The organism is Flavobacterium hauense, assembly GCF_054457175.1.
This window is the reverse complement of the sequence record NZ_JBTKVX010000002.1, coordinates 1-14,723: the sequence shown is the minus strand read 5'-3', so window position 1 is coordinate 14,723 and position 14,723 is coordinate 1. Positions and strand designations below refer to the sequence as shown.

General features: G+C 43.6%; 10 protein-coding genes. 6 read left to right on the top strand and 4 right to left on the bottom strand.

The window, feature by feature from the left end:
- The first annotated feature begins 1 nt into the window (after position 1).
- The 3 genes from nuoL to ACX0HA_RS01180 are packed head-to-tail and all read left to right on the top strand — an operon-like array spanning position 2 to position 4,726.
- Positions 2 to 1,882, top strand: a complete 1,881-nt coding sequence (gene nuoL / locus ACX0HA_RS01190; protein WP_458843437.1) for an NADH-quinone oxidoreductase subunit L — start codon at positions 2 to 4, stop codon at positions 1,880 to 1,882.
- Positions 1,883 to 1,892: 10 nt separating this feature from the next.
- Positions 1,893 to 3,335, top strand: coding sequence for a complex I subunit 4 family protein (locus ACX0HA_RS01185; protein WP_458843436.1), 1,443 nt, complete (start codon positions 1,893 to 1,895; stop codon positions 3,333 to 3,335).
- Positions 3,336 to 3,349: 14 nt separating this feature from the next.
- Positions 3,350 to 4,726: an NADH-quinone oxidoreductase subunit N gene (locus tag ACX0HA_RS01180; RefSeq protein ID WP_458843435.1), complete on the top strand. Its 1,377-nt coding sequence runs from the start codon at positions 3,350 to 3,352 to the stop codon at positions 4,724 to 4,726.
- Positions 4,727 to 4,801: 75 nt separating this feature from the next.
- Here the strand turns inward: ACX0HA_RS01180 and ACX0HA_RS01175 are convergent, their stop codons facing one another.
- Positions 4,802 to 5,554 (bottom strand): SDR family NAD(P)-dependent oxidoreductase, encoded by a 753-nt coding sequence (locus tag ACX0HA_RS01175; protein ID WP_458843434.1) that lies wholly within the window; start codon positions 5,552 to 5,554, stop codon positions 4,802 to 4,804.
- Positions 5,555 to 5,700: 146 nt separating this feature from the next.
- On the opposite strand from ACX0HA_RS01175, the gene ACX0HA_RS01170 reads away from it, so the two are divergent.
- From ACX0HA_RS01170 to ACX0HA_RS01160, 3 genes are all read left to right on the top strand, one after another.
- Positions 5,701 to 6,972, top strand: a complete 1,272-nt coding sequence (locus ACX0HA_RS01170; RefSeq protein WP_458843433.1) for a Y-family DNA polymerase — start codon at positions 5,701 to 5,703, stop codon at positions 6,970 to 6,972.
- On the top strand, positions 6,963 to 7,415 hold the full coding sequence (locus tag ACX0HA_RS01165; protein ID WP_458843432.1) for a LexA family protein: 453 nt from the start codon (positions 6,963 to 6,965) through the stop codon (positions 7,413 to 7,415). The genes ACX0HA_RS01170 and ACX0HA_RS01165 overlap by 10 nt, the downstream gene beginning before the upstream one ends.
- 80 nt (positions 7,416 to 7,495) lie before the next feature.
- Complete coding sequence (locus ACX0HA_RS01160) at positions 7,496 to 8,659, top strand: MFS transporter (RefSeq protein WP_458843431.1); 1,164 nt, start codon at positions 7,496 to 7,498, stop codon at positions 8,657 to 8,659.
- 21 nt (positions 8,660 to 8,680) lie between these two features.
- On the opposite strand, the gene ACX0HA_RS01155 is transcribed toward ACX0HA_RS01160, so the two are convergent.
- The 3 genes from ACX0HA_RS01155 to ACX0HA_RS01145 form a co-directional block, all read right to left on the bottom strand.
- Positions 8,681 to 9,562, bottom strand: a complete 882-nt coding sequence (locus ACX0HA_RS01155; RefSeq protein ID WP_458843430.1) for a phospholipase D-like domain-containing protein — start codon at positions 9,560 to 9,562, stop codon at positions 8,681 to 8,683.
- Positions 9,563 to 9,699: 137 nt separating this feature from the next.
- Positions 9,700 to 10,641: a PorP/SprF family type IX secretion system membrane protein gene (locus ACX0HA_RS01150; protein WP_458843429.1), complete on the bottom strand. Its 942-nt coding sequence runs from the start codon at positions 10,639 to 10,641 to the stop codon at positions 9,700 to 9,702.
- A 78-nt stretch (positions 10,642 to 10,719) separates the two neighbouring features.
- On the bottom strand, positions 10,720 to 14,723 hold a 4,004-nt coding region (locus tag ACX0HA_RS01145), incomplete at its 5' end, for a T9SS type B sorting domain-containing protein (RefSeq protein ID WP_458843428.1).

Sequence of the window (14,723 nt, the reverse complement as noted above, 5' to 3'; positions counted from 1 at the left end):
GATGGATACAAATTTGGCTTTACTATTATTATTTGCCCCGTTTGCAGGATTCTTGCTTAACGTTTTCTTTGGTAAGAAGCTGGGCAAAGGAGCATCGGGCACATTAGGAACCCTTGCTGTGGCAACATCGTTTGTTGTAACATTAACTTTCTTCTTACAGGTTATTACTACCGGAAAACCGGTAATAATCGATCTTTTCGAATGGCTTAGGCTTGCTAACTTCAGGGTAAACTTCGGTTTTCAGTTAGACCAGCTTTCGTTACTGTGGCTAATGTTCGTAACAGGCATTGGTACACTTATCCACGTGTACTCCATCAGTTATATGCATGATGACGAGAACATGCATAAATTCTTCGCTTACCTGAACCTGTTCATATTCTTTATGATCACGCTGGTAATGGGAAGCAACCTGCTGATTATGTTCATCGGCTGGGAAGGCGTTGGGCTTTGCTCATACCTTCTTATCGGTTTCTGGTACAAGAACCAGGAGTATAACGATGCAGCTAAGAAAGCATTTATCATGAACCGTATAGGTGACCTTGGTTTCCTTATCGGTATCTTCATCATTGGTTATCTATTCCATTCAGTAGACTATACAACTATTTCTGCAATCCTGTCTTCAGGTAAAGAAGTAGACGCGACATGGCTTAGCATTGCTGCCCTGTGCCTATTCATAGGTGCATGTGGTAAAAGTGCCCAGCTGCCGTTATATACATGGTTACCCGATGCGATGGCAGGACCTACGCCGGTTTCGGCACTAATCCACGCGGCTACGATGGTAACAGCAGGTATCTTCATGGTAACACGAATGAACTTCCTGTTTAACCTTGCCCCGGATGTACAGTCTGTAATTGCAGTAGTAGGCGCGCTTACGTCACTTGTTGCGGCGGCTATCGGACTTGTTCAGAATGACATCAAAAAAGTACTCGCTTATTCTACAGTATCACAGTTAGGCCTTATGTTCCTTGCTCTTGGGCTTGGTGCTTATGAGATCGCTGTTTTCCACGTGATAACACACGCATTCTTTAAAGCATGTCTTTTCCTTGGCTCAGGATCAGTTATCCACGCGCTGCATGGCGAACAGGATATGCGCAATATGGGAGGCCTGAAAAAAGTAATGAAAATCACTTTCATCACATTCCTTATCTCTACACTTGCAATTTCGGGATTACCGCCATTCTCAGGTTTCTTCTCTAAAGACGAAATTTTGATGACGGCTTTCCACCACAATAAAGCCCTATGGGTTATCGCTTCATTGGCTTCGATCATGACGGCTTTCTACATGTTCCGTTTACTGTACCTTACTTTCTATAAAGATTTCAGGGGTACAGAGGAGCAGAAGCACCACCTGCACGAATCGCCGGCACTTATTACATTCCCGCTTATCGTTTTAGCGATACTTGCATTAGTGGGCGGTCTTATCAGCCTTCCGGGCAACAGTTGGCTAAACCATTATCTGGCACCTGTACTGGCTAAACCTGCACACCACCACGAACTTGACGGCACAACTTACATGCTTATGGGTATTGCGGTTGTGGGAGCACTTATCGGTATCGGTATTGCTTACACGAAGTACATAAAACAATCTGTAGTGCCTGCACAGGACAGTGAGATTACAGGATTTGCAAAAGTATTGTATAACAAACTTTATGTAGACGAGATTTACACAGCCATTATAGTAAACCCAATTTATGCTATCGGAAGCTTCTTCAGGGATGTGACGGAAGCTGCATTCTCAGGCTTTATCTTTGGCCTTGGAAAAGTTGTCAACATGCTTGGCGGCGAAGGAAAGACCCTTCAGACAGGAAGTATCGGCTTTTACCTTTTTGCATTCGTGCTGGGTATCTGCTCAATAATCGTTTATATATTTTTGGCAAAATAATTCATAACTGATGGATATATCATTTGTACTTATTATCTTATTATTCGGGGCGGCGGCAACTTACTTTGTAGGCGATAAATGGGCCTCTAAGGCAGCGCTTCTTTTCAGCACTGCGGCATTTGCGGCAGCTATTTATATTACCTGCCTTTACAATCAGCATATTCCGGTTAACGTCATGAAGACCTGGATAAAAATTCCGCATGTTTATATTAGCCTTCAGGCCGATGCACTATCATTGAGCATGCTGTTGCTTACAACGGCTCTTACACCTATAATCATCCTGTCTACTTTCAGGAATGTTTTTGCAAAGGCAAGAACATTTTATGCTCTTATCATGTTTATGGCATTTGCCATGGCCGGAACCTTTATCAGTACTGACGGATTTCTCTATTATATCTTCTGGGAACTATCCCTGATACCTATCTACTTCATATCTCTTATATGGGGTAATGGTGACTGGGAAAGCAGGAAAAAAGCAGTTGTCAAATTCTTCATTTATACATTTGCAGGTTCTTTGTTCATGTTGGTTGCCTTTATATACCTGTATCAAAAAACAGGAAGTTTCCTTAGCATGAAGCTGTATTCAGCGGTACTTACGCCAAACGAGCAATTCTTTATATTCCTGGCTTTCTTCCTGGCTTATGCGATCAAGATCCCTATTATACCTTTCCACACATGGCAGGCTAATGTTTACCAAAAATCACCTGCCGCTGGCACGATGCTTTTATCAGGTATCATGCTGAAGATGGCAATCTACAGCATCATAAGATGGCAGCTTCCTATTGCTCCGCAACCGGCTGCTGAATACATGTATGTTTTTGTTGGCCTTTGTATCGCAGGTGTTATCTACGGTTCAATCCTTGCATTAAAGCAAACCGATATTAAAAAACTCCTTGCCTATTCATCTCTTGCCCACGTTGGTCTTATCGCTGCGGGTGCATATACCCTAACCATCGACGGACTTCGCGGTGCTTTTCTTCAGATGCTGGCACACGGATTTGTGGTTGTGGGACTATTCTATGCAGCCGAAATCATTTCACGCCGTTACAATACAGGCGAAATCAGCGAAATGGGCGGTATCAGGATACAGACACCTAAATTTGCTTCAATGTTCATGATACTGGTGCTTGCATCGGTAGCCATGCCATTAACATTCAATTTCGTTGGAGAGTTCGAGCTGCTTTACAGCATGGCACAGACAAATATCTGGATTGCCGTGATTGCAGGAACAACAATAATATTGGGTGCTTTTTACATGCTGAGAATGTTCCAGCAGGTAATGCTTGGTGAGCAAAATTCAAAACCGTTTGCTGATGTTACTTTTGGCGAAGGCTTTGTTTTCATAATCATCATTGCCGTACTGATATTCTTTGGTATCTATCCGAAGCCAATACAAGATTTTATCACTCCGGATCTTGAAAAGATTGTAACGATTATAAACAGATTTAACTAAGCCCGATATAAAAGATGTATACATTAATAGCTATTGCAGGATTAGGCTTAATATGCCTTATAGCTGAAATTTTTAATTTAAGGAAGGCTATCGTACCGGTAACCATATTGGGGCTGTTAGGCACGCTTGCACTTACGGTGCAGGATTATGGGCATCAGCTAAGCTACTATAACAATATGGTAGTTACAAATGATTACTCGGCGGCATTTTCAGGTTTGTTTATCATACTTACCATATTCCTTGTAGCCCTTACGCCTGATTTTCACAAAGAACACAAGCCAAAAATATCAGACTTTGTTGCCATAAAGCTTTTCCTTCTGACAGGAGCTATTGCTATGGTATCATTTGGCAATCTTGCCATGTTCTTCCTTGGTATTGAGATTTTATCAATTGCGCTTTATGTATTAGCGGCAAGCCAGCCTAAAAACCTGAAAAGCAACGAGGCAGGAATGAAATACTTCTTGATGGGAGCATTCGCATCAGGTTTCATTCTATTTGGAATTGCACTTATATATGGCGCTACAGGTTCGTTCGATACTGCTGTAATCTATGGTAAGATCCTTGAGAACCAACCTTTGCCAAAATGGTATTTCATAGGTATTGTAATGATGTCTATTGGCTTACTTTTCAAGATTGCTGCTGTACCGTTCCATTTTTGGGCACCGGATGTATATGAAGGTTCTCCTGCACTAACTACTGCAACCATGAGTACCCTTACTAAAGTTGCGGCGATCGCTGCCTTCTTTAAACTTATGGTAAGCCTTAACATGACTGTACCTGGTACATACATAACAATAATCAGTATCATCTCGATACTCTCTATGACTGTAGGTAACCTTACAGCACTGATGCAGACCAATGTAAAGCGTATGCTGGCATTTTCGGGTATATCTCATGCAGGTTTTATGCTTATGGTATTCTTTAATCCTACTGCTACTGCCGATACTCTGTTATATTATACTGCAGCCTATTCGCTTGCCGGTATTGCTGCCTTTGCAGTAGTGCTTTCGGTTTGTGGCGATAAAGGAAATGAAGAAATATTCAACTTTAACGGGCTTGGAAAAAGAAATCCGTTAATGGCAGCTGTATTAACGTGCTCTCTTTTATCAATGGCAGGTATACCTATATTTTCCGGATTCTTTGCCAAATTCTTCCTGTTCAACCAAGTATTGAGTACAGGCCACGTTGCCATCATTATCATCGCTATACTGAACTCTATTGTGAGCGTTGGCTACTACTTTAAACTGATACTGGCCATGTACACAAAAGAAGATATCATTGAAAAACAACCGGTTCCTGTAATGTACACGCTGGTGGCTGTACTATCAATAGCGCTAAACATTGCAATAGGTATTTGCCCTAAAATTGTATTGGACCTGCTTCACCTGTAAAACAAAAACTAACATAATGCCAAAAGGCCACCGCTTTACCACGGTGGCCTTTTACTTTTTAGCAATATTCTGTGTTTATATCGCCGTATATCCTCCGTCGGCAATGATATAGCTTCCTGTTGTAAATGACGATTTATCAGAACTAAGGAACAAAACCAGTTCGGCAATTTCCTGCGGTGTTCCCAGCCTTTTCATAGTACTTTTATCGGCTACAGCCTGCATCATGTCTCTATTAAGATGGTCTGTAAGTAAAGGAGTTTCTATATAGCCCGGGCCAACCGCATTACAGCGGATGTTTTTCTCACCATATTCTGCTGCGATATTTTTAGTAAGTCCAACAACCCCATGTTTAGAAGCCGTGTAAGCAGGACTGTTAGGAGCTGCTACTGTACCATGAATCGAAGCAATATTCACGATGCTTCCTCCCCCATTCTTCATCATCTGTTCGATCTCATAACGACAGGCATAAAACACACCGTTAAGGTTTAGCGCAATTACCTTATCCCATGCATTTGGGTCATATTCCCCGGTAGGAGCTGCAGGCCCACCCATGCCGGCATTGTTACAGGCAATATCAAGCCTTCCGTATTTTGCTACTACAGCTTCAACCAGTTTTTTATTTTCTTCCGCAACCGACGAGTCAGCCTTAACAAAAAAAGCCTCTCCACCGGCTTCCTCAATTGCTTTTACGGTAGCATTCCCGTGTTCTTCGTTTATATCGGTTATCACAACTTTTGCACCTTCGCGTGCGTAGGTTTCAGCCACAGCACGGCCTATTCCTGATCCGGCACCTGATACAACAGCTACCTTATCTTTTAATAATGACATAATATGTAAATTTAGAATTGTAACTTACAATTTACGAATAAGCCCGCGAAACGTCTGTTACCCAACCGTTACTTAACACCACTTTAACAGCTTATTTTGATTCATTAATCGCCTTTTTCTAACTGCGGAATACTTAATTTTGCAGTATGTATGCCCTCGTAGACTGCAATAACTTTTATGTATCCTGTGAAAGGGTTTTCCAGCCGCAATGGCAGGGAAAGCCTGTTGTGGTATTGTCTAATAACGACGGCTGCATCATTTCCCGAAGCGACGAGGCAAAAGCAATGGGCATAGGAATGGCGGTACCTGAGTTCAAGATCCGTGAGCAGCTCAAGGCAGATAACGTAAAAGTATTCTCCAGCAATTACTCATTGTATGGCGACCTGAGCCAGCGTGTTTTTGGCATCCTGCGCCTCTTTACCCCAAATGTGGAGGAATACAGCATAGACGAAGCTTTTCTTGACTTTAACGGCATCGATATTGCCGATTACCACAACTACGGCGTGGAGATAAAGCAGCGCATCAACAAGTGGCTTAGCATACCGGTATGCGTAGGCATCGCGCCAACCAAAACCCTCGCCAAGGCAGCTAACCGCATTGCCCGGAAATATCCCGACCAAACGCAGGGTGTGCATATCATGGACAGTGACGAAAAACGCATCAAGGCATTGAAATGGCTGAAGATTGAAGACATTTGGGGTATTGGCTACCGAACCGCAAAAAAGCTGAAAGCAAGAAACGTGTTCACGGCCTATGATTTCATACAGCCCCACATGGAGCAATGGATACAGAACGAAATGGGCGTGGTAGGCAAACGCATTAAATGCGAACTGGAGGGTGTTCCCGCCATAGGCAGCGGCGAAGTGCCCGACAAGAAAAAAAGCATTGCCACTACCCGTAGCTTTCCCAAACAGCTCAAAGATTATGACCTGATACGCGAACGGGTATCTACCTTTGCAACCGTAACCGCCGAAAAGCTCAGGAAACAAAACTCCTGCTGCCACACCATCATTGTGATGCTGGTAGCAGACAAACACAGCATTAATGACCCTAAATACTATTACAGCAAGTCGGTAACGCTGCCCTATGCGACTAATTCGGCAATTACCATAAGTAATGCCGCCATTCAGCTGCTAAAGGAAATGATGGAAGATACCAATACCATAAAATTCAAAAAAGCGGGTGTAGTGGTTACCGAGCTGATTCCTGATAACGCCAAACAGTTTAACCTGTTTAATGACGAAGACCCAAGGCACCTCGCGCTCATGAAAGCCATGGACAGCATGAATACAAAACATGGTGGACGAAAGATCCGTCTTGCGGCACAAGCCGAAAAAACTTGGGACATGAACCAAAACATGCTTTCACCACGTTATACCACCGATATTAAAGAAATACTTGTAGTGCAATGCCGATAAAAAAAAATGATAACCCCAACCTCTCCATTCATACTCCCGACTTTGAGAGCGGCAACGCACAGCCTTTTGTTACCCATGCAGTAAAGGCAGGTTTTCCTTCGCCGGCGTTGGACTTCATGGAGTATAAGATCGACCTGAACAAATACCTTGCAGAGAAGAATCCGCTGGCTACTTTTTATATTAAAGTAGCAGGCAACTCAATGACAGATGCAGCTATTGATGATGGCGATATTCTGGTAATCGACCGAAGCCTTGAACCCGCCGACGGTAAAATAGCCGTCTGCCTTATCGATGGCGAGTTTACCGTTAAGCGCCTAAAGCTCGAAACCGACTGCCTCTACCTGATGCCCGAAAATTCCGCTTACCAGCCCATAAAAGTAACCGAAGACAACCAGTTCGTCATCTGGGCGATTGTGACCTATGTGATCAAGAGGGTGGGATAGTTTTAAGTCCGAAGTTCGAAGTTGTCGATACCGTAAAAAAAATCCCGAACTTTGTTTTTCCAAAAAACAGCTACAATTTTATGCAGGATACTCCCATCACCAAAACCCAGCTCGCAGTCATGTCGGCAGCGGCCGGTATATGCGTTGCCAATATTTATTACAACCAACCCATACTGAAAGACATTGCCCACGACTTTAGCGTAAGCGAAAGCAGGGCAGGAATACTGTCGGTGCTGGCACAGGCAGGCTATGGCTTCGGGCTTTTCTTTATTACGCCGCTTGGCGATAAGATCAACCGCAAAAAACTGATACTGGTACTTCAACTATTGCTGATAGGCACCTTGGTAGGTACAACATTCGTACAAAACTTTTTCTGGATAAGCGTTTTCAGCCTGCTTATCGGTTTGCTGAGTGTTGCCGCACAGGTAATACTCCCTCTGGCCGCAAGTATGGATAGCCAGAACCGTGGTCGCAATGTAGGCATCATTATAACCGGTATACTGGTGGGCATACTTGCCGCAAGGGTGTTCAGCGGACTCATTGCCGAGTGGGCCAATTGGCGTTGGGTATATGGCATATCTTCAGGTATGGTAATCATGAGCGCACTGACCTTTCAATTTACCATACCCGACAGGCACCAGGCGATGTTTGAAGGTAACTATATCCAATTGTTGGGTTCGTCGCTACAGCAGTTCAGGCGCTTTGCGCTGTTGCGAAGGACTGCCCTGCTGGGTGGGCTTGCCTTCGGGATCTTCTGTTCTTTCTGGACTACCCTTACCTTCCACCTGAGTGGCGAGCCTTTCAACTATGGTACTGACATTATCGGGCTTTTCGGGATATTGGCCATAGGCGGCGCATTAATTGCACCATTAGTGGGCAAACTCGCTGATAAAGGCAACCCGGCACGTGCGCAGGCCATATCGATGGCACTTGTAATAGTTGCAATCCTTTTGGTTATGGCTGCCCCTGAATCGGTAACTGCGTTTATAATAACCGTATTGTTGCTGGATGTGGGCGTACAGGCCGCACAGGTTACCAATATTGCCACCATTTACTCACTGGATGCTACCGCGCACAGCCGTATCAATACCGCTTACATGACGAGTTATTTCATTGGCGGATCTTTAGGCACTTTCGTAGGCATACAATGTTGGGATGCCGGAGGCTGGCCGCTTGTTACCGGACAACTCTTGTTATGGGGAGTAGCCTGTTTAGTGATTACTGTTTGGGGGTTGAGGAGCTAGAAGTCGGATGTAATAATCTTCTTACCAAGAAGAATTATTGTATTGTTTTTTCATAACCTTGTAAACATCACTTCTTAAAATCTTATCAGTAAAAGAAAGATAATCCTCTATTAGCTTTTGAAGTTCAATCCCTTTTTGAGGTATAATTTCTATATAATAAAAGCTAGGGTGTGTAATCAATAATTCAATTTTATATTCATTATACCCATCATAGGAAATGTCTTCAAGTTTATTTAAAATTTGCTCACAATCGGTTCTGGATTTTCGAATTTTAATTACATATCTTGAATCTATCATAACATCTGCAAACGGAAGTAAATTATCACAGAAAACATAACTTGAAGTCCTTTTGAAAAAGGAGTTCCTGAAATTATCAACAAAGGATTGAAAAATTTTCTCTACCTGATAATCATTAAACTGTTTCTTATCATCATAATTTTGACGCGATATCCTTTGAAATGTGACTGTCTTCGTTATACTTTGCTTTTCAACTTTAGTTTTGCCCGCTAACACATATTTATTGACAAAATCAACTAATTCCTTTCGCTCAGCTTCCTGATCTGTTTTGTAGGCAACATCTATTGATTTAATATCAGAATAATGCACCATATTAAGTGATGAAACAATGGCATGACTCTCACTAATATAAACTTTCGCATGTAAATCATCAACTAATATGGGTGTGATACCTATAGCCTTTAACTCCGAAAAATCCTGTTTGGCATTTTTTCTGGCTATAAATGTTATTTCAATATCATTTGCTACTGCCTTACTTAGACATCTTTTCATTTTGTCCCAATCATTAATATTAACATAGGGAGATACAATTATCAACTTTTTATCTGCTTCCTGTATTAGTGTCATTATTTGAGAAGCTATTTCTAATGGCGGTATGAATTTCATTTGAACAAAAATATTTGTCAAAAGTAATGAAAATCGTACAATCAAGAAAGCCCCTCGATTGAGGGGCTTTCTTTCACAAACAATCACTAACCAAGTGATCGGAACAGATTCTTGGGGGAACCTAAAATCGTAATATCTTAATGCGTGCCATTGGTACACGGACAGTCGCTTATACCCTGGAAGATATCAAGCCCTATCGTTACCATGTGGGTTCCGCTGTTGTAAGCCAGCATTTCGTTGGTTGTTACCTGGTAGGAATAAGCAAAATAAAAGTTATGGTATTTTACACCTGCCATTGGGCCAATAGCTAACGGATCTCCAAACTGGTCGTTCAGGAAACGGTAGTTAACACCCGCCCAGTAATAGTTCTCATTATCCATAAGGCGCACTTTAAGGTTAAGGTCGGTACTCGACCTGCCGTCTGCTTCAAAATAATGAAAATACGTAGAAGGCTCTATCTCCAGATTGTTATCCTTAAATGTATAACCGGTGTATACCTGGTAGTTCCTTAATTTTTTTGGCTCGTTAATGCCGTAAATATCCACATCCTTATTCAGGATATTTCCTGCTGTAAAGCTCGCATAGAACGCTTTTATACGGAATAACGCCGATACATCGAAGTTATGGTTAACGGTATAGCGGTTATTATTAATCGATCCGTCCGGTGTCTGAATATCTTCAATATCAATCTTAAACTGGTTCAGATTGTATGAGATACCAAGTGAAAGGTACTCTTCATAATAATCGTCTAAAACAAGGTGATGCGCATAAGAAAGTCGCCCTCCGTACTGCCTGGTGTAACCATTCTTGTCATTGTACATGAATATACCTACCCCATCGCGGGCTGTAATCCTTGCATCAGCAGCAAGCGACTGGCTATCGGGAGCATCTTTGACACCTACCCATTGGGTAAGTCCGTTGGCTCTTATTTTCACGTAGTCCCCAATACCGGCATAAGCGGGAGATATGATAAATGGGTTGTCGGCCAGGTACTGCGTAAATGTAGGGATGTTAAGCTCCTGTGCATTTACATAGGGGAATGCTATAATTAGTACTAACAGCGTATATAATTTTTTCATTGTGTCCTAAAAGTTTTTGTCCAAATTGAAATTTTTAATTCGGGCCACGCCATGTAGTAAGCGTGGCCGTCATTAATCTTATCTGTAAATTGTGAAGTGTCCTATAAACGACCTGTCTTCTGCATCTCCCAGTTTAACAAGGAACCAGTAATCTCCCGTAGGCATTGGGTGGCCATCATAAGTACCATCCCATGTCTGACCCTGTCTCAGCGTAGCCAGTTTTCGTCCGTAGCGGTCAAAGATCTCAGAGTTGATGTTAGGGTAGTTTGCAGTGTTACCCGGCGACCAGGTATCATTTTGCCCGTCTCCGTCAGGAGTAACCACATCCGGTAGTATAACATCTGTAAATTCTACTGTTATGCTTTCCGTTTTGGTACATCCCCTGTTGTCGGTTACCATAACTTCATATATACCACTCTTAAAGAATGTAAATACATTTTTAGTTCCCATACTGTCACCATCAAATGTAAATCTGTAAGGCCCCTCGCCTCCCATAACTGTAGCCTTGATCTGGTTCAGTCCGGTTTTATCAAGCACAAGGGCAAGGTCAGCAAAACTTGAAACATTGAATGGATCTGTAACATCTGTACAGCCCGTTACCGTATTCACGACCTCAACAGTATAAATTCCGTCCTCAAGGTTAGTGAATACATTCGACACTTGTGGAGGGTTATTAGCATTCTTAGGCCCTGTAATTGTATAACTTAATTCAGCAGGGTTAATACCGCTATTGGTGACAATAGTAACCGTAATCTCACCACAATTATCAACAATATTTGCTTTCGCATCAATATCGAGCGGTGAGGTCAGTGTTACATTGTGTGTAGTTGTACAGCCATGAGCATCCTGTATGTATACCGTATAGGTACCACCGTCAAGACTATCAAATAAAGTCTGTCCTTCTACAAATGGCCCACTGGCATTAAGGCTCGTTTCATATGGTGCAGTACCTCCTGCAATTGCAATCTCAAACGCTGCATCATTATCTTCGATACAGGTCTCCGGAAGGTTCATCACATCGGTTACCGTTATAAGTGCAGGCTCTCCTATTGCAGGGAAGCTACTGAAGTCAACATAACATCCGTACTGATCCTGTACCCTCACCGTGTACGTTCCGGCAGCCAATCCTGTAAATACAGGGTTGTTTGTCATTACATAATTTGGAGATATACCATATTGCAGCGTTCCTGTCCCACCTGTAGCCGTTACTGTAAGCGTACCGTCTGCAACTCCGTTACAAGTAGCATCTACAGGTGTTGCAGCTGTTACTGTAAGCGGCACTCGTGGCTGAACCGTAAATCTAAAGTCTTTCTGGCAGCCATTGATATGCCTTACCGTATACACATAGTCGCCCGGGGCAAGATCCCATGTATGGTTAGCAGCAAAATCCTGTACAAGTGTTCCTGTTATAGTCTCAAGCCTGTACTGAACGTTGTTTACTATGGTACTTAATGTTGCAGTAACTGTATTTACCGGTGCATTATTCACACAGCTTAATACTGTCTGTATGTTAGGAACCAAGTTCACACCTCTTTCTACCGTTACCGTTTTTATAGCATAACAGCCGCTGGCATCTCTTACATAAACATCATAAGCCATTAAGCGCCCATACAGATTTGCAAAGTCCGGTGTCGCTGCAGGGTTATATGGCTGGAAGTTTGTCGGCGAGTCTATCGCTACGGTATATGGTGGTGTACCTCCTGTTATCGAAGTGATATCGATGGTACCGTCATGCGAATTCACACAGCTTTCATGCTGGCCTACTGCCGCATTTATAATAAGTGCTGCTGCCGGCTCGGTTAACGGTGTATTGTATGTTTCAACACATCCCATTGCATCTTTTACCCAAATGGTATAACCTTCGTTCACGTTCGGAAGAAGTTCCACGAATGTATTCGATGGACTATAAATTGGTGTCGGCCAGTTACCCCATGTAATAGCATATTGCAGCTGACCTGTACCGCCTGTAGCGTTCACAGTTATCGTACCTACAGCCTCACCGTGACATCTTACGTTAGTAACATTCAAAGTCGCACTGATAGGTACTACCGGAGCAATCGTAAACGGTGGTGGTGTCTCCGAACATCCCTGTGCGTGTGTTACCGTAACAGTGTGTGGTACTGCCGAATTTAGCACTACATCCTGGAAGGTATTAGATGCCTGAGGGGTTCCGCCATCAAGCGAGTAGGTTACCTGTCCTGCAACGGAAGGGTTAACGCTCACTACTACAGTAGCTTTCTCACACACCTGGGTAGTAGTTACCGTAGCTCCTATAACGATACCCGTAAGTACCGTAGCACTGTTAGAAACAGTACAGTTATTAGCATCTCTTACCTGGATAGCATAAGTACCACCTGCAAGGTTGCTGAATACGATTGGTGTTCCCGCTGGCATTGCAACAGTAAAGCCACCTCCGTTAATGCTCGCGCTATATGGAGCGATACCGCCCGCAGGTGTTATTGTAATTGAACCGTTATTATCGTTAAGACACGCCTCATCTGTATGTGCAACCGTTGCAGACAGAGCTGAAGCAGGCTGGCTGATCGTAAAAGTAGCAATAGCGCTACAGCCATTAGCATCGGTTACTGTTGCCTGATAGTTTCCGGCGGTAAGGCCGGTAGCCGTAGCCGTGGTCTGTACCGGGGTAGTATTCCAGCTATATGTATAAGCCGTAGTACCACCTGCCGCTACTACCGTAGCCGAACCTGTCGCTGCACCAAAACAAAGAACGTTTGTCTGGGTTCCGGCAGTGGCGGTCAATGCCGTTGCAGGTTGTGTTATAGTAAACGCCTGTGATATGTTACAGCCGTTAGCATCGGTTACTGTTACTGTATATGTACCTGCTGTAAGGCCTGTAGCCGTAGCAGTTGTTTGTACAGGAGTTGTAGTCCAGCTATACGTATAACCCACAGTACCACCTGTTACCGCTATTGTAGCCGAACCTGTCGTCCCTCCAAAACAAAGAACGTTTGTCTGGGTAGTAGCTGTTGTCACCGATAGCGGTGCTGCAGGCTGAGTAATCGTGAATGCCTGAGTTTTTGTACAACCGTTGGCATCAGTCACCGTTACCGTATATGTACCTGCTACAAGGTTTGTTGCCGTAGCTGTAGTCTGTACCGGAGTTGTATTCCAGCTGTAAGTATATGCTCCAGTACCACCTGTTACATTTACTGTAGCTGCTCCTGTAGCATTACCAAAACAAAGAACATTTGTTTGTGGTCCTGCTGTAGCAACAAGTGCCGCGGCAGGTTGTGTGATCGTGAATGCCTGAGTTGTTGTACAAGCGTTAGCATCTGTCACTGTTACTGTATATGTCCCTGCTACAAGGTTTGTTGCTGTAGCGGTAGTTTGTACCGGTGTAGTATTCCAGCTGTAACTGTATGCACCTGTACCACCTGTTACATTTACTGTAGCAGCTCCGGTAGCATTACCAAAACAAAGAATATTTGTCTGAGGGCCTGCTGTAGCAACAAGTGCCGCGGCAGGCTGAGTAATCGTGAATGCCTGGGTTGTTGTACAAGCGTTAGCATCGGTTACTGTTACTGTATATGTCCCTGCTGTAAGGTTTGTTGCCGTAGCGGTAGTTTGTACCGGTGTAGTGTTCCAGCTGTAAGAGTATGCAGTTGTACCACCAGTCACGTTTACGGTAGCCGAACCTGTTGCATTACCAAAACAAAGAACGTTAGTCTGTGCTCCTGTTGTAGCGGTAAGCGCTGCGGCTGGTTGCGTAATTGTAAACGACTGGGTTGTTGTACAAGCGTTAGCATCGGTTACCGTTACTGTATACGTACCTGCTGTAAGGCCTGTAGCCGTAGCTGCAGTTTGTACCGGGGTAGTGTTCCAGCTATAGCTGTATGCACCTGTACCACCCGTTACATTTACTGTAGCAGCTCCTGTAGCATTACCAAAACAAAGAACATTCGTTTGTGTTCCTGCTGCTGTAGCGGTAAGTGCCGCTGTTGGCTGCGTAATCGTGAATGCCTGAGTTGTTGTACAAGCGTTAGTATCGGTTACCGTTACTGTATACGTACCTGCTGTAAGGCCTGTAGCCGTAGCTGCAGTTTGTACCGGGGTAGTGTTCC

What these genes read in the sequence shown, in the direction of transcription:
- nuoL (WP_458843437.1), top strand. Translation starts at nt 2, where the DNA reads ATGGATACAAATTTGGCTTTACTATTATTATTTGCCCCGTTTGCAGGA.
- ACX0HA_RS01185 (WP_458843436.1), top strand. Translation starts at nt 1,893, where the DNA reads ATGGATATATCATTTGTACTTATTATCTTATTATTCGGGGCGGCGGCA.
- ACX0HA_RS01180 (WP_458843435.1), top strand. Translation starts at nt 3,350, where the DNA reads ATGTATACATTAATAGCTATTGCAGGATTAGGCTTAATATGCCTTATA.
- ACX0HA_RS01175 (WP_458843434.1), bottom strand. Translation starts at nt 5,554, where the DNA reads ATGTCATTATTAAAAGATAAGGTAGCTGTTGTATCAGGTGCCGGATCA.
- ACX0HA_RS01170 (WP_458843433.1), top strand. Translation starts at nt 5,701, where the DNA reads ATGTATGCCCTCGTAGACTGCAATAACTTTTATGTATCCTGTGAAAGG.
- ACX0HA_RS01165 (WP_458843432.1), top strand. Translation starts at nt 6,963, where the DNA reads ATGCCGATAAAAAAAAATGATAACCCCAACCTCTCCATTCATACTCCC.
- ACX0HA_RS01160 (WP_458843431.1), top strand. Translation starts at nt 7,496, where the DNA reads ATGCAGGATACTCCCATCACCAAAACCCAGCTCGCAGTCATGTCGGCA.
- ACX0HA_RS01155 (WP_458843430.1), bottom strand. Translation starts at nt 9,562, where the DNA reads ATGAAATTCATACCGCCATTAGAAATAGCTTCTCAAATAATGACACTA.
- ACX0HA_RS01150 (WP_458843429.1), bottom strand. Translation starts at nt 10,641, where the DNA reads ATGAAAAAATTATATACGCTGTTAGTACTAATTATAGCATTCCCCTAT.